Origin of the sequence: Leifsonia shinshuensis (assembly GCF_014217625.1) — a bacterium.
Taxonomy (GTDB): domain Bacteria; phylum Actinomycetota; class Actinomycetes; order Actinomycetales; family Microbacteriaceae; genus Leifsonia; species Leifsonia shinshuensis_A.
In genome coordinates, this window is sequence record NZ_CP043641.1 from 2,683,220 (window position 1) to 2,702,868 (window position 19,649).

At 66.1% G+C, this 19,649-nt stretch carries 26 protein-coding genes and 1 pseudogene; 12 read left to right on the top strand and 15 right to left on the bottom strand.

All coding sequences use genetic code 11. The features are described 5' to 3' along the window. Positions 1–238: 238 nt before the first annotated feature. A complete protein-coding gene (locus F1C12_RS12920) occupies positions 239–652 on the bottom strand; it encodes a hypothetical protein (RefSeq protein WP_175339290.1) in 414 nt (137 codons plus the stop codon). Positions 653–808: 156 nt separating this feature from the next. On the opposite strand from F1C12_RS12920, the gene F1C12_RS12925 reads away from it, so the two are divergent. After that, positions 809–1,120, top strand: a complete 312-nt coding sequence (locus tag F1C12_RS12925; RefSeq protein ID WP_175339291.1) for a TFIIB-type zinc ribbon-containing protein — start codon at positions 809–811, stop codon at positions 1,118–1,120. On the opposite strand, the gene F1C12_RS12930 is transcribed toward F1C12_RS12925, so the two are convergent. Then, positions 1,117–1,431 (bottom strand): ArsR/SmtB family transcription factor, encoded by a 315-nt coding sequence (locus F1C12_RS12930; protein WP_258045883.1) that lies wholly within the window; start codon positions 1,429–1,431, stop codon positions 1,117–1,119. The genes F1C12_RS12925 and F1C12_RS12930 overlap by 4 nt on opposite strands. Positions 1,432–1,552: 121 nt before the next feature. Between F1C12_RS12930 and F1C12_RS12935 the strand changes: the two genes are divergently transcribed. Further along, positions 1,553–2,488: a cation diffusion facilitator family transporter gene (locus F1C12_RS12935; RefSeq protein WP_175339292.1), complete on the top strand. Its 936-nt coding sequence runs from the start codon at positions 1,553–1,555 to the stop codon at positions 2,486–2,488. An 80-nt stretch (positions 2,489–2,568) separates the two neighbouring features. Further along, positions 2,569–3,138 (top strand): copper resistance CopC family protein, encoded by a 570-nt coding sequence (locus tag F1C12_RS12940; protein WP_185275390.1) that lies wholly within the window; start codon positions 2,569–2,571, stop codon positions 3,136–3,138. A gap of 5 nt (positions 3,139–3,143) precedes the next feature. Here the strand turns inward: F1C12_RS12940 and F1C12_RS12945 are convergent, their stop codons facing one another. The 4 genes from F1C12_RS12945 to F1C12_RS12960 all read right to left on the bottom strand — a co-directional run bounded on the left by F1C12_RS12945 (position 3,144) and on the right by F1C12_RS12960 (position 6,626). Continuing rightward, on the bottom strand, positions 3,144–4,043 hold the full coding sequence (locus tag F1C12_RS12945) for a cytochrome c oxidase assembly protein (protein WP_249776892.1): 900 nt from the start codon (positions 4,041–4,043) through the stop codon (positions 3,144–3,146). A 40-nt stretch (positions 4,044–4,083) separates the two neighbouring features. Further along, entirely contained in the window at positions 4,084–5,994 is a 1,911-nt protein-coding gene (locus F1C12_RS12950; RefSeq protein ID WP_175339295.1) for a cytochrome c oxidase assembly protein, read from the bottom strand. Next, positions 5,991–6,191 carry a hypothetical protein gene (locus F1C12_RS12955; protein ID WP_175339299.1) on the bottom strand — a complete coding sequence of 67 codons (201 nt, stop codon included), beginning with the start codon at positions 6,189–6,191 and terminating at the stop codon, positions 5,991–5,993. Before F1C12_RS12955 ends, F1C12_RS12950 begins: the two co-directional genes overlap by 4 nt. A 78-nt stretch (positions 6,192–6,269) precedes the next feature. Continuing rightward, a complete protein-coding gene (locus F1C12_RS12960; protein WP_175339296.1) occupies positions 6,270–6,626 on the bottom strand; it encodes a hypothetical protein in 357 nt (118 codons plus the stop codon). 132 nt (positions 6,627–6,758) lie between these two features. On the opposite strand from F1C12_RS12960, the gene F1C12_RS12965 reads away from it, so the two are divergent. Beyond that, entirely contained in the window at positions 6,759–7,307 is a 549-nt protein-coding gene (locus tag F1C12_RS12965; protein WP_175339297.1) for a hypothetical protein, read from the top strand. A gap of 124 nt (positions 7,308–7,431) precedes the next feature. Further along, positions 7,432–8,325, top strand: a complete 894-nt coding sequence (locus F1C12_RS12970) for a ParB/RepB/Spo0J family partition protein (RefSeq protein ID WP_258045884.1) — start codon at positions 7,432–7,434, stop codon at positions 8,323–8,325. 87 nt (positions 8,326–8,412) lie between these two features. On the opposite strand, the gene trxB is transcribed toward F1C12_RS12970, so the two are convergent. From trxB to F1C12_RS13010, 8 genes and pseudogenes are all read right to left on the bottom strand, one after another. Further along, a complete protein-coding gene (trxB, locus tag F1C12_RS12975; RefSeq protein WP_175337870.1) occupies positions 8,413–9,396 on the bottom strand; it encodes a thioredoxin-disulfide reductase in 984 nt (327 codons plus the stop codon). Beyond that, on the bottom strand, positions 9,393–10,055 hold the full coding sequence (locus F1C12_RS12980; RefSeq protein WP_175338008.1) for an arsenate reductase ArsC: 663 nt from the start codon (positions 10,053–10,055) through the stop codon (positions 9,393–9,395). The genes trxB and F1C12_RS12980 overlap by 4 nt, the downstream gene beginning before the upstream one ends. 5 nt (positions 10,056–10,060) lie before the next feature. Next, the gene (locus F1C12_RS12985; protein WP_175337871.1) at positions 10,061–10,474 is read right to left on the bottom strand and encodes an arsenate reductase ArsC; all 414 of its coding nucleotides are present in this window, start codon (positions 10,472–10,474) and stop codon (positions 10,061–10,063) included. Positions 10,475–10,562: 88 nt separating this feature from the next. Continuing rightward, a complete protein-coding gene (locus tag F1C12_RS12990) occupies positions 10,563–11,453 on the bottom strand; it encodes a metalloregulator ArsR/SmtB family transcription factor (RefSeq protein WP_175337872.1) in 891 nt (296 codons plus the stop codon). Positions 11,454–11,463: 10 nt separating this feature from the next. Continuing rightward, complete coding sequence (locus F1C12_RS12995) at positions 11,464–12,141, bottom strand: cation transporter (RefSeq protein WP_175337873.1); 678 nt, start codon at positions 12,139–12,141, stop codon at positions 11,464–11,466. Beyond that, positions 12,138–12,481, bottom strand: a pseudogene (locus F1C12_RS13000) (ArsR/SmtB family transcription factor). The gene F1C12_RS12995 and the pseudogene F1C12_RS13000 overlap by 4 nt, the downstream one beginning before the upstream one ends. A gap of 9 nt (positions 12,482–12,490) precedes the next feature. Next, positions 12,491–12,802 carry a hypothetical protein gene (locus tag F1C12_RS13005; RefSeq protein WP_185275392.1) on the bottom strand — a complete coding sequence of 104 codons (312 nt, stop codon included), beginning with the start codon at positions 12,800–12,802 and terminating at the stop codon, positions 12,491–12,493. Between the two features lie 67 nt (positions 12,803–12,869). Further along, positions 12,870–14,180 (bottom strand): NAD(P)-binding domain-containing protein, encoded by a 1,311-nt coding sequence (locus F1C12_RS13010; RefSeq protein WP_175337875.1) that lies wholly within the window; start codon positions 14,178–14,180, stop codon positions 12,870–12,872. Positions 14,181–14,265: 85 nt separating this feature from the next. Between F1C12_RS13010 and F1C12_RS13015 the strand changes: the two genes are divergently transcribed. Both F1C12_RS13015 and F1C12_RS13020 read left to right on the top strand, forming a co-directional pair. Then, positions 14,266–14,619, top strand: a complete 354-nt coding sequence (locus F1C12_RS13015; RefSeq protein WP_175337876.1) for an ArsR/SmtB family transcription factor — start codon at positions 14,266–14,268, stop codon at positions 14,617–14,619. Further along, the gene (locus tag F1C12_RS13020) at positions 14,616–15,296 is read left to right on the top strand and encodes a hypothetical protein (protein WP_175337877.1); all 681 of its coding nucleotides are present in this window, start codon (positions 14,616–14,618) and stop codon (positions 15,294–15,296) included. The genes F1C12_RS13015 and F1C12_RS13020 overlap by 4 nt, the downstream gene beginning before the upstream one ends. On the opposite strand, the gene F1C12_RS13025 is transcribed toward F1C12_RS13020, so the two are convergent. After that, entirely contained in the window at positions 15,293–15,958 is a 666-nt protein-coding gene (locus F1C12_RS13025; RefSeq protein WP_175338009.1) for an arsenate reductase/protein-tyrosine-phosphatase family protein, read from the bottom strand. The genes F1C12_RS13020 and F1C12_RS13025 overlap by 4 nt on opposite strands. A gap of 38 nt (positions 15,959–15,996) precedes the next feature. Here F1C12_RS13025 and F1C12_RS13030 point away from each other — a divergent pair, with 38 nt between their 5' ends. The 5 genes from F1C12_RS13030 to F1C12_RS13050 are packed head-to-tail and all read left to right on the top strand — an operon-like array spanning position 15,997 to position 19,648. Continuing rightward, a complete protein-coding gene (locus F1C12_RS13030) occupies positions 15,997–16,734 on the top strand; it encodes an aquaporin (RefSeq protein WP_217499016.1) in 738 nt (245 codons plus the stop codon). Between the two features lie 13 nt (positions 16,735–16,747). Then, positions 16,748–18,133: an FAD-dependent oxidoreductase gene (locus F1C12_RS13035; protein WP_175337879.1), complete on the top strand. Its 1,386-nt coding sequence runs from the start codon at positions 16,748–16,750 to the stop codon at positions 18,131–18,133. Next, positions 18,130–18,540: an arsenate-mycothiol transferase ArsC gene (locus tag F1C12_RS13040; RefSeq protein WP_175337880.1), complete on the top strand. Its 411-nt coding sequence runs from the start codon at positions 18,130–18,132 to the stop codon at positions 18,538–18,540. The genes F1C12_RS13035 and F1C12_RS13040 overlap by 4 nt, the downstream gene beginning before the upstream one ends. Positions 18,541–18,573: 33 nt before the next feature. After that, positions 18,574–19,068 carry a GNAT family N-acetyltransferase gene (locus F1C12_RS13045; RefSeq protein ID WP_175337881.1) on the top strand — a complete coding sequence of 165 codons (495 nt, stop codon included), beginning with the start codon at positions 18,574–18,576 and terminating at the stop codon, positions 19,066–19,068. Positions 19,069–19,120: 52 nt separating this feature from the next. Next, positions 19,121–19,648 carry a DUF2306 domain-containing protein gene (locus tag F1C12_RS13050; RefSeq protein ID WP_175337882.1) on the top strand — a complete coding sequence of 176 codons (528 nt, stop codon included), beginning with the start codon at positions 19,121–19,123 and terminating at the stop codon, positions 19,646–19,648. Position 19,649 lies beyond the last annotated feature (1 nt).

The window sequence follows — 19,649 nt, forward strand, 5'->3', positions numbered from 1 at the left end:
GAGCGGCGGGCACGTTGGCCACCGCTACGGGGACGGCGGCGCTGGCGCGGATTCGGGAGGCTCCGTTCGGCCGCGAGGGCTTCGCGGCGAGACCGGGGTTCGATGGGGGTTGGAGTGAAGGTTGCGCGACGAACCGGCCGCGCGCGGCGGGAAAAGGTCATTCGGGGGTTTCCGGACTCGGCCCATTGCGGGCGCGGACAAGGACGACGGGGCACCGACGAGGGTGCGCGCGAGGTCCTCAGGTCCGGCTTATGGCCAGAGATTCCAGAGAAGGCGCAAGGGGTCGCTCAAGCGTCAATGTCGCACCCAGGCGTCGCACGACGAGCGAGAGAGTCAGGCGGTAGTCGCGGCGCAGCAAACTCACGAACAAAGCGAGAGCCAGGGCGGCCGCAGCCAGCCCGAGGACGCACCCCAATACAAGCATCTGGTCGTGAGGGATGCCGTTCTCCGACGAAATGACCGAGGCAGCTGCGGCGTCTCCCACAGATGAAACGGCGTCGTCCACGATTGCAGACGCCGCGGGCCCGGCACCTTCGTCAGCCGGATGTGCCGCCTCGAACATGTGCGCCAGCAACAACGCGAACACGACGGTGAGCGATGCAACGGCGAGGACGACCCAGCGTCGGATTCCTCCGCGATTCAGCGCGCCCACGTCACCTCCACGGTCACAGTTCGATAACGGCCAGCTTTGATGGGAAGCGTAGCAAACGGCGCCTGATGGGCGCATCTGAGTGGTAGCGGCGGTCAGCCGACTCTCAGACGAGGTCCCTACGCTCCGGCAACCATACCAACCAGAAGGGTACGAACCATGAAATGTCCCGTTGACGGCGAGACGCTGCTGCTCTCCGATCGCTCCGGAATCGAGATCGACTACTGCCCAACATGCCGTGGCGTTTGGCTGGATCGCGGGGAGCTCGACAAAATCATCGAACGCTCAGCGAGCCAGAATCCATCAGCGGGTTACGCTAACCCGACCGACCCGCAAGGATGGTCCGACTCGAACCGATCCGGACATCACGGCAAAAGCGGACACGGAAACTCCGGAAACGGTAACTCCGGCCATAACGGCTACAGCAACAAGCGCCGCGGAGGCTGGCTGGGGGATCTCTTCGGCGACTAATCGCCGCCCGGCTGAGCGTGACCAAGGTGCAACAACGCCTGGTCGAAGAACTCGACGACGTGGTCATCGAACAGCCGGTAGGTGATCGAGCGTCCGTCTCGGTCGCCGATCACGAGCTTCGCCTGACGGAGGATGCGCAAGTGGTTCGACAGCGTCGCCTGTCCGATTTCGAGCTCCTCCGCCAGCGCCGTCACACTTGATGGGCTCCGCCGAAGCCGAGCAAGCACGCGCAATCGCGTCGGCGACGCCAGGCCTTGGAAGACCTCCGCCAGCTCGCCGGCGCTCTCGATGTTCAACGTCAGTTCGTCCACGACTCGCTCCTCGACTCTCCATCGTACCGAGAACGGTTCTGATTACGGTTCTCAACTACATTAACTAGTTTACATATGCACATGTATTGACGTAAGGTGGGGCGTGAGGAAAGGAGGTCGGATGGACGGCCACGACCACGGCAGCACAATGGAGCTCTTCGGCGAAGCGGCCAAACGCCATCGCGTTCGCCTGTCGATCGCGTTCGGCATCACCTTCGTCATCCTGATCGCTGAGGTCATCGGCACGATCCTCACCGGCTCCCTGGCGTTGCTCGTCGACGCGGGGCACATGCTCACTGACACGGCGGGACTGGCGATGGCCCTCGTGGCCTCATATCTGAGCACCAAGCCGGCCACGAACAAGCGCACCTGGGGATACCGACGCGCTGAGGTGCTCGCCGCGACCGCGCAGGCAGCAGTCCTCCTCGCCGTTGGCGTGTTCGTGTTGATCGAAGGCGTCCGCCGGCTGTTCGAGCCGCCGGAGATCCCCTCCACCGAACTGTTGATCTTCGGCATCATCGGCCTTCTGGGCAACGTGGCGTCTCTGACCGTCCTGGCCTCCAGCCGAAGCGAGAACTTCAACCTCCGCGCCGCCTTCCTCGAGGTGATGAACGACGCGCTTGGCTCGGTGGCCGTCATCGTCGCTGCAATCCTGATCGGCCTGACCGGATGGGGCGCCGCGGACGCGCTGGCCGGAATGTTCATCGGCGTGCTCATCCTCCCGCGAGCGTTTAAACTGCTCCGGGAAACCACGAGCGTGTTGCTGGAGTCCACACCTCCCGGGCTGGACCTGGACGCGGTCCGCAACCACGTCTTGGAGCTGCCGGAAGTGGTCGACATCCACGACCTGCACGCCACCCAGATCGCGACCGGATTGCCGGTCCTGACAGCGCACGTCATCGTGGAAGCCGATACCTTCGAGAATGGGCGCCTGCCCGAGCTCCTGGACAAGCTTCAGGACTGCGTTGCAAGCCACTTCGACGTCAGCATCGAACATTCCACCTTCCAGTTCGAGCCGCCACAGCACAGCCGCCACGAGCATTCCGCACACGAATAACCCAGGGACCATTGATGACTGCCCCCAGCTCCTCCGCCGACCCCAGCCGTTCCCTGTGGAGGATCCTTGCTCTTTTGGCCGTGGTCGCACTCGCCTTCGTCGCTAACTGCCTCACCGCGCCGCCTGCGGAAGCGCACGACGCCCTCGCAGAATCCAATCCCGCCCAAGGGCAGACTGTCACCGAGAAGTTGGATCAGATCGTGCTGACCTTCAACGAGGCGCCACTGAGCGGCCTACAAGGGGGCATCGTCATTCAGGCAGTCGGGCCGACCGGCCGCGAGGCCACCACCGGCGAACTCCGCATCCAGGACCGGACCCTGTCGCGGACTGTCCTGATGACCGAGCAGGGCGATTACACCGTCTCGTGGCGCACGGTCTCTGCCGACGGGCACCCCATTGACGGGAGCTACACCTTCAGCTACGCCGGTCCCATTCCGGCCTCTCCCACCGCGACGTCGACTCCCACCCCTTCGGCAGCGCCGACCACTTCCGCAGTCGCCTCGCCCACAAGCACCCCGACTGCAGCTAACACGTCATCTGGCGCACCGATCGCATTCGTCGTCGTGATCATCATCGTTGTGCTGCTGCTCGCCGGCGGCGGCCTGTGGCTCGCCACGGAGCTCAACCGTCGCCGCACGACCAAGCCGTAGCTCGGTCAGCGGCGATTCAACCTCGCCAGCCATGCGTTGTAGGCGTCGAGCTCCGCGTCGCCCTCCACATCTTTCCGGCGGTCTGCCGCCTCGGCTTGGCGCGTATCGTCGGAAGCCCACGCGAAGAGCAGGATCAGAACGATGATCAGCGACGGCAGTTCGCCATACGACCACGCCAACGCGCCCGCGATGCGCTGATCAGCAACCGCATCGATGTTCCAGGCCGCCGGCGACTCCGCGAAGAAGCTCACGAGCGGGATAGTCGCCATCATGGCAATCACCCCGAAGAACGCGTGAAGTGGCATCTCGATGAACATGTCCAGCAGGCGTCCGAGGTGCGACTGACGTCGCGGCAATGGGTCTGGAGAGATAAGCGGAATTGTGAAGAGGATGCCAGCGGCCAAGAACACCACCTCGAGTGAAAGGTGCCCGAGCACCGATCCGAGCAGTGTTGATGCCAAGCCGCTGAAATAGAGGCCGTAGAACACCATCAGGAACAGCGGGACCATGAAGCCCGGATGCAGCAACAAGCGCGCAAAACGGGAACGCAGCCCGACGAGGGCAAACCGCCGAATGAATCGCCACTGCCCCCTCGCTGGTGCCGCCTTCAAAAGAAGCTTGCCCGGCGCTCCCAGGATCAGCAGCGGCGGGATCGCCATCATCAACGTGAGCTGCTGAAACATGAACACCGAGAACATGCGGTAGCCGTAACCCTCGAGTCCCGTCCCCGTCAATGCAACCAACACGCCGCAACCAGTCAGGAAGAGCGTGGTGCGCCACCACGGCCACGCGAGCCGCAGCCGGAGCAACCGCCACACACCGCATAGATACGCGAGAGCGAGTACGACGCCCACGATCGGGAGCAGAGGAATCGGTTGTGGGGACCACACCAGGAAGGCCGCCAAGCGCGGCGCCTGGTCGGGCAAGTACGCAGGCCCATCCATCTCAGACCGTCCCCGGACCCGGATCCTCTGATCGAGATTCGACAACCCGCTGGCCCAACACCAACAGGAGCACGAATACGGCGACCGCAGTGATCGCCCACAGCAGCACGGCCCCGATCAGTTGATCAACCGCAGGCGTCACACCCAGCGCGGGCAACGTCACCCCATACCAGGCGGGGAGAACGCCGCCGGGGACGAAAGCAACGACGACCGCGAGCAGGCCCGCTGCCAGAACCACCATCATCGCGATCCCCACCACCTGCACCACTAGTCGCTGTCCAGCGTCGGCCTTACCGAGCAACGACGCAGCGAACAGTGTCGTCACCCCGAACACAACCAAGGTCGTGAACGCTCGACCCACAGGATCCTGCACCGCCCAACCCAGCCACGGCGAGAGAAGCACGGTACCGAGGAACACGACCAGAGCACCCGCCGACATCCACGGCGCCCTCAGGGGCAATTCGATCGCTCGGCTCCCGAGCACCCACCTCGTCCACTCGCGCGCGCCGAGGCTACCGTCCCCTCGGAGCCGTACTACGGTCTCAAGCAACCGAATCGGTTGCGCTGCGACGACAAGAACCGCAGCGAGAACTCCGCCTAACACAAGCAATGCCGTGTACGCCGTGAACGAGAACGTTGCATACGCCCCGGGGAGCGAACAGAACGCGAACACGATGACAACGGCGGCGCCGACCCCGGCGAGCGTACGCGACCGCGGCCATCCGCCGTTTCGCTGTGCCGCGAACACACCGTAGAGGTAAGAGCCGAGGCCGAGCAGCACGACGAGGACAGCCGCGGCGTCGAACACCCACGTGTCAACGAGCCGTGCGATTCCCGGCGCCGGTGGTATCCGGTCACCCGTGAGCTGCTCAGCCTTCGTCGCCAACAGGATCTGACCACCAGGGGTCTCCGTCCGAGACAACGTTGCTCCTGCTCCCATCGCCACGCCCAAGACCAGCAACTCCCAGAGCACGAGTGATCCGAATACGAGCCGGCGCCGCAGCGCGGGCATGTCCGTGGAACCGAAGCGGCGAATCACCCACGTACGCTGTGCCCACCCGAACCCGACCAGCAGTAGGAGAGCGACGATCTTCAAAGACAGCAGCCGACCGTAATCCGTCGTGAGGAGCTGTACCGGATGCGACAAACGGACGAGTGCGCCCGCCATCCCGGAGATGGTCACGGCGCACAATCCCGCAAACGCAATCGCCGAGAAGCGACGCACCAACGGCACGAACGCGCGCTCGTCGAAAGCCGCAGCGTAGGTCACCGCGGCCAAACCACCAACCCACACCGCCGCTCCCGCGACATGCAGCCAGAGCGCGACCGTCGCGGCCACGTGGTTCCCAGCGCCAGCGGCATGGCCCTGAAGCGCCAGTGGAACAAGCGCAACCAATGCCAAGACGAGAGCTGCGGCCACACCTGTCTGCCCACGGGCCGCGAACGTCAGGACACTGATCGTCGCGGTCATCAGGATCGTAGCTAGCCAACCCTGGCCGACCGCAATCTGCGTGAAGAACTGCGCAAGGCTGGAACCGAGCATGTTCGCCTCAACCGGCCCTGTCAGGCTGATCGACGTCATGACTGCTGCAACACAGCTTGCGACCAGCCAAGCGGCAGAACACCAGGGTGCCGCATCCAGGAGCCTGTCCCATGCCCTCAACCCGACGGGCACGCAGACGGCTGCAACTACCAGCGCGCCAATCGTGGCCGCGGCCGCTAGATCGACGACAACTTTCATAGCCGGCAAGCCGTATGTCACAAGCGGCCCCGGGTTGAAGATCGACCCGTCCGGCCGGACCGTCAGCATCGCCAGTGCCAGCGCAGCAACCACGGCCGCGATGATAAGAGAGGCAAGCGCGAATAGCGCACTCCGCGTCGAGCCTGATCTCGTCGACGTTGCGCCGGTCACGACGGATCCTGCTTACCAGCCAGCTCGGAACCGGCCGTCGACCCGCGCTGGGAGCGCTCCCACTTGTCCTCATGTGCGTGGGCGGCACGTTCGCGCTGATCGGCGCGGAGAATCGCGCGCAGCGCGAACCAGAAAATGAGTCCCACCAGCACCGTTGGCGTCAGAGACCACAGAGCATTAGTCCAATAATCGTCCATCTTCACCTTCACAAACCATCGAGTACGCGGCTCGCCGAACGTGGGCGTGCGCCTGCAGAATCGCGGAACGGAAGGTGATCAGATTCGAAGTATGCCCAGCAGGCCCAACCGTGACGGCGCCGTCGGCGACTCGTGTTGTGGAATGGCGACCGCGGGTGGCGCCGGGTGCGCGGTCTCGAGAAGTGTCTCAACCGCGACCGTCGAATCGTGAACCGGGGTGGCAGCACCGGCCGTGGCGCACAGTGCCGCACAGAATTCGGCACCGCTGTTATCGGGATTCGTGTCGCCTACGCCCACCTGCTGTGACCACGAAGCGCTCAGGTTCACGTGTGCAGCATCGGAACAGTGTCCGAACCCGATGCCGGCGAGCACCGCAGCGACGAGAACGAGAAAGAAGACGGGCACGACACGCACGCTGTGCAGCGCTCCACTCATCCGACCTCCCCTGTTGGACTCAGCGTATCCACTCGAACTGTGAGAGATCCTGCGCAGCCCTCACTTCAGCAGTCCGGGTCGACGCGAACTCTGCTCTTGCCACACCGGAAGCGCGAACACATGATGTGACCCATGACCGATCGTGGCTCACTGAGCCAACCGGGGAGTGCCCCGACAGACGATGCACGCCGCACGTTGTGGCGGCACATCGGCACCCCGGCAGCTATTTACGGGACGATCGTCTACGCGAGCGTCGTTGCTGCTACGTCGATTGGGCTCAAGAAGTCAAGTTCAGCGTGGCAGGTGCTCATTTTCGCCGTCGTCACCGTAATCGTTTTCTGGGTGGCCCACGTCTATTCGACTGCACTCGGGTCCCACGGCCACGCTGACCACATCAGGGACCGGATACGTGATTCGATCGGACAATCGCTGAAGGAATCGAGCGGGATGCTTGAGGCGGCCATCATCCCATCTATCCCGCTACTGCTGGCGGCGTTCGGTGCGATGCCGGTCGATGCCGGAATATCAGTCGCCCTCTGGTTCGCCGTTGTCATGCTTGCGCTACTGGGCTACCTCGTCCTCTGGCTTCGCTCTCGACCATGGTGGGCCTGCGTAGCCGCAGCACTGACAAGCGCTCTCTTCGGTCTCCTGGTGATCTTGCTCAAGACAGCGTTGTATTGATCAGTAGCTGAGTCGGACGGCTTTGGCGTCGCCACTCTGATCGGCTTCACCTGCGATCTGAGCACCCCCCACTCAAGTGTTCAGACGTCCGCTGCGCCCCTCCGCCCCGATCACCCCCGCGTTCGTGCAGTCGATCAAGGAGAATGGGGTCCTCACCCCCGTACTTGCCCACCGCGACAGCGACGGCCAGGTCACCGTCCGTGCCGGACAGCGTCGAGTCTTCGCCGCCCGCGAAGCAGGACTTACGACCATTCCCGTCTACCTGGTCGATGCTCACGGCGTGGCGGCGGAGCGGATCGTGCAGCAGATGGTCGAGAACGACCAGCGCGAAACCCTCACCGACAGCGACCGGGCCGCCGCGTTCCAAGGCTACGAATGGCACACACGCCGTCTCGGCCGTCAGCGCCGCCAGCCGGCCGATCGGCGTGCGCGGATCGGAGGCTATCGCCCATCCATCGACGGCGTACCGGCCAACCGTCTCGATGCACTCCCGCTTCTCCTCCGCCGACGGGCTCGTCGAGCCAACCACCCCGATCAGTCCGCCCTGCAGGTCCGGACCCATGTTTCTCGTGTCGATGATGAATACCCGCATCCTGATCACTCCCCTGGTCGATCGTTTTGTTTGCCTTTCCGGCGGGGAGATCAGTGGCGAGTGGAAGGTGCCGAAGTGCCGGGACCGTGGAATACCGGAGGGAGCGCAGCGAGTGAGGATATGCCGCGAAAGCCCGGCACGGAAGCACCGGGAACGAGCTACGATCGGGCGGCGGAAAGACACACAAACCGTCAAAGGCAGCGCCGCCGGAGGCGGCTCCTCCCGTCGTTGCCTGAGCGGTATCGCACGACGGGGCCGTCCAGTCGATCTCCGACGCCCGTCACCGACTTATTTCTTCGAGATCGGCTGGTCACAACGGCGCCGGTCGACCACCGAGGCGCGAGTATCCCACGGGCGAGCGCGCTGACAACCGACTGGGGGGAGGCGGCGTCAGATGCGACGGCACCATACCCGGAGGTTCGCTAAGAATCCACCAAGATCAGGGCCGCCATGTGAGCTGCCAGCCTTAGTTGACCTGGATTAGCGGACTTCCGAAAGAGTTCGCGTTCTCCATCAGGGGTGCGCGAGCGCATTCGCGACCGCGGTCTGCGCCTGGGCGTGCGTGCCCAGCCCGTGCGCGGCGAGATAATGCTCCGCATCTAGGGCGGCAGCGCAGCCGGTGCCCGCGGCTGTGATGGCCTGCCGGTACCGACGGTCGACGAGGTCGCCGCACGCGAACACGCCGGGCAGGTTCGTCTCGGTGGTCGGATGCTGAACCTTCACGTAACCGTCGGCGTCCAGATCGATCTGACCCGCGACCAATGCGCTGCGCGGGTCGTGACCGATCGCCACGAACAGGCCGGTCGCATCCAGGGTGCCCGGCTCGCCCGTGACGGTGTTGCGAACCGTGAGCCCGTTCAGCTTGTCGTCACCGTGGGCTTCGGCGATCTGGGTGTTCCAGCGGATGGTGATCTTGGGGTTCTCTTGCGCCCGATCCTGCATGATCTTCGATGCGCGCAAGGCATCACGCCGGTGGATGAGGGTTACCGAGTTGGCGAACCGGGTGAGGAACATGGCCTCCTCCAGCGCCGAGTCGCCGCCGCCGGCGACCGCGATGTCCTGATTCTTGAAGAACGCGCCGTCGCAGGTGGCGCACCACGATATCCCGTACCCGGAGAGCCGATCCTCTCCCTCGATGCCGAGCTTGCGGTGCGCCGACCCCATCGCAAGGACCACGACGTGTGCCTCATACACGGTTCCGCTTCCGGTGGAGATCGACTTGATGTCGCCGGTCAGGTCGACGGCGGTCGCATCATCGTAGACGAGGCGAGCGCCGAAGCGCTCGGCCTGCTGGCGCAGGTTCTCCATCAGGTCCGGGCCCTGGATGCCGTCGATGAAGCCGGGGAAGTTCTCGACCTCGGTGGTGTTCATCAGCGCACCGCCGATCTCGACCGAGCTGGTCAGCACGATCGGGTCAAGGCCGGCGCGGGCCAGATAGATCGCGGCCGTGTACCCGGCGGGGCCAGAGCCGATGACGACAACGTTTTCGACGCTCACGCGGGCGTCACCTCCAGACTCGTCAGCAGCTCGCGCACGTGCTGCTCCACCTCGTCGCGGATGACGCGGACCTGCTCGATGGACTGGCCTTGCGGGTCTTGCAGTTCCCAGTCCTGGTAGCGCTTGCCGGGGTAGATCGGGCAGGCGTCGCCGCAGCCCATTGTGATGACGACGTCCGCGGCCTGAACGACGTCGTCGGTCAGCGGCTTGGGGAACTCGCGGCTCATATCCAATCCCATCTCGGTCATCGCCTCGACCACGGCCGGGTTCAGCTCATGGGCGGGCATCGACCCGGCGGAGCGGACGTGGATGCGGCCGCCGGAGAGCGCCTCGGTGAGGACGGCGGCCATCTGGGAGCGGCCGGCGTTCTGCTCGCACACGAACAGCACCTCGGGCCAGATCACCGGCAGGGCGCCCTTGGCTTGGGCGAGCGCGGTCAGGCGTTCGGTCGCGAAGTGAATGGTGCGGGTCGCCAGGTGCGCCTTCACGGTCGCGGTGCGCAGCAGCGCCGTGTACGACTCCAGCACGTACCGTTCGACGGTCTCCCGGTTGAAGATCCCCTCGAACTTGGCCGCCAGATCGTCGGCGAGACGGCGCAGATACTGTTCCGGGTAGGCGAGTTCCGGCTGGGCTCGGCGCCCCGTCGCGTCGATGGTCATGAGCGTCACACCGCCGCTGGGAGGAGCTCGGCGAGCAGGTTCTGGACGCGCTGCTTGATATCGTCGCGGATCGGACGGACCTCGTCCACAGGACGCCCGGCCGGGTCGGTGAGCTCCCAGTCCTCGTAGCGCTTCCCGGGGAAGATCGGGCACGTGTCGCCGCAGCCCATGGTGATGACGACGTCGGACTCCTTGACCGCCTCAGTGGTGAGGATCTTCGGCTGCTCGCCCGCGATGTCGATGCCCTCCTCGGCCATGACCTGCACGGCGACCGGGTTGATCTGGTCTTTCGGCTCGGAGCCGGCGGAGAGGACCTCGACGCGGTTTCCGGAGAGCTCGCGCATGTACCCGGCGGCCATCTGGGAGCGGCCGGCGTTGTGGATGCAGACGAACAGGACGGTGGGCTTGGTGTCAGTCATGGTTCTCCTCGGTTCTCAACGATCTTCGTTAAGCATAGATGTAGGTCAATGCTTTTTCCAGTCGTCTATCGCCGAATTCGGCAATCGTTCACTTTTCGATCCGCTCGAGAAGGTCGCGGACGCGACCCTCGATGTCGTTTCGGATCTCGCGGACGCGGGCGATCGGTTGCCCGACGGGGTCGGGGATGTCCCAGTCCAGGTACTCGCGGCCGGGGTAGATGGGGCAGGCGTCGCCGCAGCCCATAGTGATCACGTAGTCGGCCGCGCGGACCGCTTCGTCGGTGAGCGGCTTGGGGAATTCGCCGCCGAGCGGGGTGCCGATCTCGTCCAGCACCGTGACGATCGTCGAGCGCACCGCCTCCGCCGGCTCCGAGCCGGCTGTACGGACGATGACCCGGTCGCCGGCGAGCTGGCGCAGGATCGCCGAGGCGAGCTGGGAGCGGCCGGCGTTCTGCACACAGACGAACAGCACCTCCGGCACGGTGTGGATGGTTTCGTCGGCCCGTAGGAGCGCATCGAGCCGATCGATCGTGAAGCTGCTGGTCTGCGACGCTCGGGTCGGATGCGATCCGTCGCGCTCACCGAGCATCCGGTAGCTGTCGTGGACATACGAATTGACGGTCTCCGGCGCTAACACCCCTCGGTACCGCGCCGTCAGGTCGGCGACGATGCGCTCCAGCGCGGGTGTGTCATCGCGTGTCTCGCCGTCTCGGACCAGGTCGGCGACGCGGTCAAGCTGGGAGGGTGTGATCGAGTACCACGCGGTCCGGCCGATCTGTTCGCGCTCGACCAGGCCCTCGTTCTTGAGCATCCGCAGGTGGTGCGAGACGGTGGGCTGGGTGAGGCCGAGGGCTTCGGCCATTCGGGTCACCGAGCCTCTGCCTTCCTCTGAGTCGAGAATGATCCGCAGCAGAGCCGCACGCGTCGGATCGCTGATGCGCTTGAGGCTTTGCAGTCCGGTGACGTTGGCGACACTCATAGACGTGAGTCTATGCGCCTTGCCGCCCAGCCGTGTCCGGTGCGCCGTCATCCTCGTCGAGCAGCATCCCGACCGAGGTCGCACATGCATCGCCCTTCCATGCTTCGATGCCCTCACGGGCGGCGAAGAAGGCGATGACGAGACCTGCGATCGGGTCTGCCCACCACCAGCCGAGAAGGCTGTTCACGAGCAAGCCGACCAGCACAGCGGCGGAGAGATATGTGCAGATCAGCGTCTGTTTGGAGTCCGCCACGGCCGTCGCCGACCCGAGTTCTCGCCCGGCGCAGCGCTCGGCGTAGGAGAGGAACGGCATGACGACAACGCTCAGTGCGGTCAGGACGATCCCGACCGGAGAGTGCTGGACGTCGATCCGCCCAACGAGCGAAAGTACTGAGCTGAGGGTCACGTAGACGGCGAGCGCGAAGAACGCGAGGGCGATGACGCGCAGGGTCGGCTTCTCCCAGCGCTCGGGGTCGCGGCGAGTGAACTGCCATGCGACGGCAGCCGCCGAGAGCACCTCGATGGTCGAGTCGAGGCCGAAGCCAATCAGGGCCGTCGAGGAGGCAGCGCTGCCAGCAGCAATCGCCACAACGGCTTCGATGAGGTTGTAGCCGATGGTTGCTGCGACGATCCATCGAATGCGGCGCTGAAGAACCAGAGCCCGGTCGGCGGAGGCGGCCACGGTCATGCGCACTGACACTCCTCCCCATCGCAGCATCCGGGTTCCACGAACAAGGTCACCCGCAGGAGCTCGTCCAGCGCGGGCGCGATATGACCGTCGGCGAGCCGGTACCAGGTGCGTCGACCTTCGGGGATGGCCTCCACCAGACCGCAACCGCGCAGACACGCGAGCTGGTTCGACATCACCTGGCGGGACACCCCAAGTGCTTCGGCGAGATCGGACGGAAAGGCGGGCGCTTCCCGCAGTGCGAGCAGGATGCCGACCCGGTGGGGTCGGAGAGTGCATGCCCGAACCGCGCGAGAGCGGCAGTGTGCGTGACGGTGGCGGCCGGTGCGAGTGTCGTCATCGCTCGACCTCAGTGAGTGAGAGCGAAGGCGGTCAGCTGCTCCGCCGTCCCCGAGACGATCAGTCGGAGATCGTCGTGCGTGTCATCGATGTCCCAGTCGACGAACGCACAACAGGACTGTTCGGCGGTCACGAGGTCGCGCAGCTCCGCAAGGGAAGTGTCGTTCTTGACGTAGCCGACGGTGATGTTGCCGTCGCCGTTCTCACGACTGATGCCGTACCGCTCATCGAAGTCGTGCCAGCGTTTCACTTGTTCCCTGCCAGTGCTGGGAGACAGTGTGCAAGCGATCGGGAGTCCGTTGAGGGGGCCGACATGCGTCATGTTCTGATGATACAGCGATTGCTGTACTAACGGAACGTTCGCACGCGGCCACCCACGCGTCAGCCCGCTAGGAGCAGCACGAGGACCCGCTCGCGCCGGTCGAACAGACACCTGTGGCCGGGAGCACGAGTTGCACGTTGCGTGCCGACGCGATGTCGCCGGCGAGGTAGGCGGTGATGGATCGGACCTGCTCGTATCCGGTGGCGAGGAGGAACGTCGGGGCGCGTCCGTAGGACTTCATCCCGGCGAGGAAGAAGTTCGGTTCCGGCTGCTCCAGCTCGGCGAACCCGTGGGGCTCGACCGTGCCGCAGGAGTGGATGTTGGGGTCGATCAGCGGCGCCAGCCGGACGGGAGCCTCCACGATCTCGTCCAGGTCGAGCCGGATCTCGCGCAGCATGTCCAGGTCGGGCCGGAAGCCTGTCGCGTTCACCACGATGTCGGTGTCGTGCTCGACGAGCTCGCCCGCTCGCTGGCCGATCAGCTTGACGCCGTTCTCGGTTGCGGCGAGGCGGAGGATTTCGAACCGGTCGAGCTGCTGGATGGCGCCGGTACCGATGAGGCGGTCGACGCGCTTGCCGATGGCGGCGCGCTCGATCAGCTGGTCGTTATCCGAAGTGGCGACCCGGACGGCGCTGGCGTTGCGGATGAGCCAGGTGATCTGCGTCTCCGGCACCTCGCGCTTGAGGGCGGCGAGGTTCAGGAGGGTGTTCGCTGCGGAGTGGCCCGCGCCCACGACGGTGACGCGCTTGCCGGCGAACCGGTCGCGCTCGCGCCCAATCACATCCGGCAGAGCGTGCGAGACGTGCCCGGCGACCGACGGCAGTCCGAGGGGGTCCAGCCCGGACGAGGCCAGACTGTTCGGGGTCAGGTAGGTGCCGGACGCGTCGATGACGGCGCGGGCCGTGACCTCCCGCACGCCGTCCGCATCGCTGATGCGGAGCAGGAACGGGGTGTCGTCGCGGCCGGTGCTGCGGGTGCGGTCCATGCCCTCGCGACTGACATCGGTGACCGTGACGCCGTAACGGATGTGCGGACGGATCGAGTCGAGTGCAGCCAGCGGCGCCAGGTAGTCATCCAGGAATTGGCCGCCGGTGGGCAGCTTCTTCTCGTCGGGACTCGCCCACCCTGTTTCAGCCAGGAGCCGGGCTGCGGCCGGGTCGACGAGCATCTTCCAGGGCGAGAAGAAGCGGATGTGCGCCCACTGGGAGACGGTGTGACCGGACGCGTCGCCGGTCTCGTAGATCTCGAACGGGATGCCGCGTTCGATCAGGTGGGCGGCGGCCGCGAGCCCGATCGGCCCGGCGCCGATGATCGCCACCGGGAGCCCGTCGAGGCGGCTGCTGCGGACCGTGGGTACGGTCAGGTCGACGAGGGTCATCCGTCATTCTCCATTCATCGAAGGTTTTCGATTTATAGTGTGCATGCTTCATCGAAATCTGTCAATGTATGGGTACACTAACAGCATGGCCGTTCTCGAAGCACTCCCGATCACACCCGTGAATGCCTGCTGCACTCCCGTGACGAGCGAGACCCTCTCGCTCGACGAGGCGGAGTCGATGGCCACGGCGTTCAAGGCGCTCGGCGACCCCACCCGGCTCCGCCTGCTCTCGATCGTGGCCAACTCCGAGGGCCAGGAGGCGTGCGTGTGCGACCTGACCGAACCGGTCGGGCTCAGCCAGCCGACGGTGTCGCATCACCTTAAGCTTCTGCTGGACGCGGGCTACATCACCCGATCGAAGCGCGGCACCTGGTCGTACTACAAGCTGGTCCCGGGAAGCCTGGAGCGCGTGTCGAAGGTGCTCACGACGGCACTGTGACCGAGCTCGCCCAGCCGCCTGTCGCAACGAGGCAGCCATCGCGCTGGAGTCTCGCCGCACTGTCGGCCGGCCAGATCCTGAACTGGGGGATCCTCTACTACGCCCCGGTCGTAGAGCATCGGGTGTCTACCGTGGTCCGAACCCGTCGGTTCTGGGTGCTGGTGGGCACGATGTCGCTGATCACCACCAGCCTGTATGCGGTGACCCTCGCGATCATTCCGCTCTTCACGGAGAAGGGCATGAGCTACGGCGTCGCCGCGCTGGCCCTGGGGTTGGTGGGCGCCGGACAGGTGATCGGCCGGTTGCTGTTCTACCTGACCCCTCACCGCTCGAAGCCGTCGCTGCCGATCGCGGTCATCGCTCTCGGGTCGACCGTTGGGCTGCTCGGGCTTGCCCTGATCCCTGGCCCGGTGTGGCTGCTGATTCTCGTCGCGATCCTGGTCGGCGCGATACGCGGCGCTCACACACTGGTTCAGGCGTCCGCTGTCGCCGACCGTTGGGGAGTCCACAACTACGGGTCGATCAACGGTGTCTTCGCCGCCCCGATCACTGTGCTGACGGCGCTCGCACCGGCGCTCGGGCCCCTTATCGCCAACAGCGTCGGCAGCTACGCGGGGATGGCCGCGCTCATGGCCGGCGTGGCCTTGGCAGCGTTGGCTCTCTCGCGGGCGACCTAGCTCGGCGTCAAATGCGCTGCGAGGGAGTCGATCCTGCGCGCGATCTCCTGGAAGGCCGACTCGAACGCCTGCGCACTGCCGTCTAACACCGGGTCCGGAATCGACCAGTGCGCACCTCCCAGCCCCAGCTCCTCGTGTGCGCGGTCGCAGACGGTCACCACATAGTCGCCGTCCGCGATGACGTCCGCATAGAGCTTCGGCCGACCGATCAACGCCACGCCGTGGTGCGCCGCCACCTGAACGGCGCCCTCTGCGACGCGTGCCGCCGGATGCGTACCGGCCGAGACGGCCGGGACCGTGCTGGTGCGCGACCAGAGCGCCTCCGCCAGTTGCGAGCGTGCCGAGTTCGCAGTGCAGACGAAGACGACGCGGTGCGCTGCGGCATCGGCCGACGGCCCCAGCGCCGCGAGCGCGGCCGGCCGGAGGCGCACGTACGTTCTCCGGCGATCTCCCTCCGAGCGCTCGCGCACGATGATCCCTTGACGCTCCAGGACCGCGAGATGGTGCGCTAGCAGATTGGTCGACACCCCGAGCTCCGCGACGAGCTCTCCCGGTGTCAAGTCGCCGATCACGAGGAGGTCCAGGACCCGCAGGCGCAACGGATCGGCGAGGGCCGCGTGCAACGCAGCCCGCTCCTCCAAGGGATTTCGCCCACTGTTCATTGCCTCAATCTTGACTGAGGTAACTTGCACCGGTCAAGATGAACGCGATGAATACGCGCCTCCTCTCCCGACTGCTCGCTGAATTCCTGGGAACCGGACTCCTCGTCACGGTCGTCGTCGGCTCCGGGATCGCCGCCAGCCGCCTCTCCCACGACACCGGCCTGCAGCTGCTCGAGAACAGCATCGCCACCGCCCTCGGCCTCGCCGTGCTGATCCTCCTGTTCGGCTCCGTCTCCGGAGCCCACTTCAACCCGGTCGTCTCACTGGTCGACTGGATCGGCGGCCGATCCGCCCGCAACGGACTGACCCTCGCCGAGGCGGGGGCATACATCCTCGCGCAGGTCCTCGGCGCCATCGGCGGAGCCCTGCTCGCCAACGCGATGTTCGAGCTGCCCACGCACGTTGCCACCACCGAGCGGGTCACTGCCGGGACGCTCCTCGGCGAAGTCGTCGCGACGGCCGGGCTCATCATGCTGATTCTCGCGCTCGCCCGAACCGGACGCAGCGCCGCTGCCGCCCCCGCGATCGGCGCCTACATCGGCGCCGCCTACTGGTTCACCAGCTCCACCTCGTTCGCGAACCCCGCCGTCACCATCGGCCGGATCTTCTCCGACTCGTTCGCCGGCATCGCCCCGGCGTCCGTCCTCCCCTTCATCGCCGCCCAACTCGTCGGCGCCGCCATCGGCGTCGCACTCACCCTGGCGCTGTTCCGCTCCGAGAAGGTGCTGGCCCAGGCCGCGGCGGACGTCGTCATCCCGCAGACCACCGATCGCTGAACGGAACCGTCCCATGCATCTCGTCGCCATCGGCGGCAGCGACGCCGGAATCTCCGCCGCGCTGCGCGCCCGCGAACTCGACCCGGCGACCGACGTCACCGTCGTCGTCGCCGACGAATACCCCAACTTCTCCATCTGCGGCATCCCGTACTACTTCTCCGGTGACGTGCGCCCCTGGCAGTCGCTCGCCCACCGGACCCACGCCGACCTCGAAGCCACCGGAATGTCGCTGAGGCTCAACACGCTCGCCACCAACATCGACGTCGCCGGTCAACGATTGAACGTCCGGGCGGCGGACGGAACCGAGTCCGTGATCGGGTACGACGAGCTGATCGTCGGCACCGGCGCGCTCCCCTCGCACGCGGGCATCACCGGACTCGACCAGCTCACCCCCGCCGATGGGCTGCACGTCATCCACTCGATGGGCGATACCTTCGCCCTGGACCGTGACCTTGAAGCACGCGACCCGCGCACCGCGATCATCATCGGCGCCGGCTACGTCGGCCTCGAGATGGCCGAAGGATTCACCGCGCGCGGCATCGACGTCACCGTTCTCCAGCGCGGACCCGAAGTCCTCTCCACGCTCGACCCGGAACTCGGGTCCTCCGTCCGCGAGGAACTGACCAGCCACGGCGTGCACGTGCGCACCCGCACCGTGGTTCGCTCGGTTGAGAAGGACACTGACGGTCTCCTCGTCCGCGCCGACCAGGATGGCCAAGCCGTCGACCTGCGAGCCGACATCGTGCTCGCTGTTGTCGGTGTCCGCCCGAACACTCAGCTCCTGGAATCCGCCGGAGCCACCCTCGGCGCCGGCCGCGCGGTCATCGTCGACGAGCACATGTGCACCGGACTCCCCCACGTCTACGGTGCCGGCGACGGGGTCGTCACCCACCACCGGCTGCTCGGGGTCACCTACCTCCCGCTCGGGACGACCGCGCACAAGCAGGGACGCGTGGCCGGGGAGAACGCCCTGGGCGGCGACGCCCGCTTCGCCGGCTCCGTCGGAACCCAAGTCGTCAAGGTCTTCGACCTCGTCGCAGCGCGAACCGGCCTTCGCGACCACGAAGCACGCGCCGCCGGCTTCCAGAGCGTCACCACCCAGACCACCGCCGACGACCACAAGCGCTACTACCCGGGCGCCCAGCCGATCAGCATCCGCATCACCGGGGACGCCGAAGACGGACGCCTCCTCGGCGCTCAACTCGTCGGCCGCCTCGGCACCGAGACAGCCAAACGCGTCGACACCTACGCGACGGCGCTCTTCGCCGGGCTGACCGTCCAGCAGATCAGCGACCTCGACCTCTCCTACACGCCGCCACTCGGCTCACCGTGGGACGCCGTCCAGGCGGCGACCCAAGCCTGGACCCGAGCCACCATCGAAACCGAGATCACGGTATGAACGACGCCCCCACCGTCCTCTTCCTCTGCACCCACAACGCCGGCCGCTCGCAGCTCGGATCCCACCTCTTCCGCCACGTCGCCGGCGACCGCGCCCACGCCACCAGCGCCGGCACGGCGCCCGCTGACGGGCCAAGCCAGCCCGTGGTTCAGGCTCTCGCCGAGCTCGGCATCGACAGCTCCGGCGCGCAGCCCCGAGCGGTGACGGCCGACGACCTCGCGACCGCCGACATCGTCGTGGCCATGAAGCCTGGGCTCCAGCTTCCCGGCCCCGTGGCGGGCCAGTTCGTCCAATGGGCGTTCCCCGACCCGGCGAGCTGGGACCTCGACGGCGTGCGGGAGCTCCGGGACACGATCCTGGTGCAGGTCGAAGAACTAGTGGAGTGGGTCGCGCCCGCACAAGAATGATTCAGTGACCACACTGGAAGACTCGACAGGCAAATGATCATCCGACCACTCACGCAGACCGACTGGCCCGAGGTCGAGCGGATCTATTCCGAGGGCATCGCGACCGGAAACGCCACATTCGAGTCCACGCCTCCGTCGTGGGATCGCTTCGACGCGGGCAAGCTGCACGTCGGTCGACTGGTCGCGGTCGATGAAGGCGGCCTCGCCGGCTGGGCAGCCGTGTCCCCGGTCTCCTCACGCGAGGTCTACCAGGGCGTCGTCGAACACTCCGTCTATGTTGCTGACCGCGCGCGCGGCCGCGGACTGGGACGGCTGCTCCTGAACGAGCTGATCAGCGCGTGCGACAACGCGGGCATCTGGACGATCCAGTCGAGCATCTTCCGCGAGAACACGGCCAGCCTCCGTCTCCACGAGCACGCCGGTTTCCGAGTCGTCGGCCATCGCGAACGCATCGCCCGGATGACCTACGGGCCGTGGGTGGGGCAATGGCGCGACACCATCCTTATCGAGCGGCGACGGGAACAGTAGTCCGCACCCCTGGCGCGGCGCTACCCTGGGCGCACCGGAGGGAGGCCCCCTCATGCGCACGGAACCTCTGCTCGGACTGGACGTTGCCTCGCTCTCCGCCGTCTTCCTGGTCCTGCTCGGAATCCACGTCGCGGCGGCTCTGGTCGCCATCGTGAGCGGACTCGTTGCCATGTTCAGCCGAAAGGGCTCCGGCCGACATGTCGTCAGCGGCCGGTTCTACTTCGGAGCGATCCTGATCGTCTTCGCTTCCGCGTGCGCGATGTCCGCCTTCCGGTGGCCCGCCGACCTACCGCTCGTTGCTCCCGGTGCTGTCGCGGCCGTCGCGGCCACCTACGGGTTCATCTACCGTCGGCTCCACCGACCCGGCGACGCTCCACACATCATCGCCATGGGAGTCTCTTACGTCGCCATGCTGACCGCGTTCTACGTCGACAACGGACCTCACCTGCCGATCTGGCAGCTCCTCCCGTCCTGGCTGTTCTGGTTCCTGCCGGCGATCATCGGGACACCCCTTATCATGCGTGCGGTACTGCGCCACCGTCGGATGCGATCGGAGCGGGCGGCTGCGCGGACACCATAAC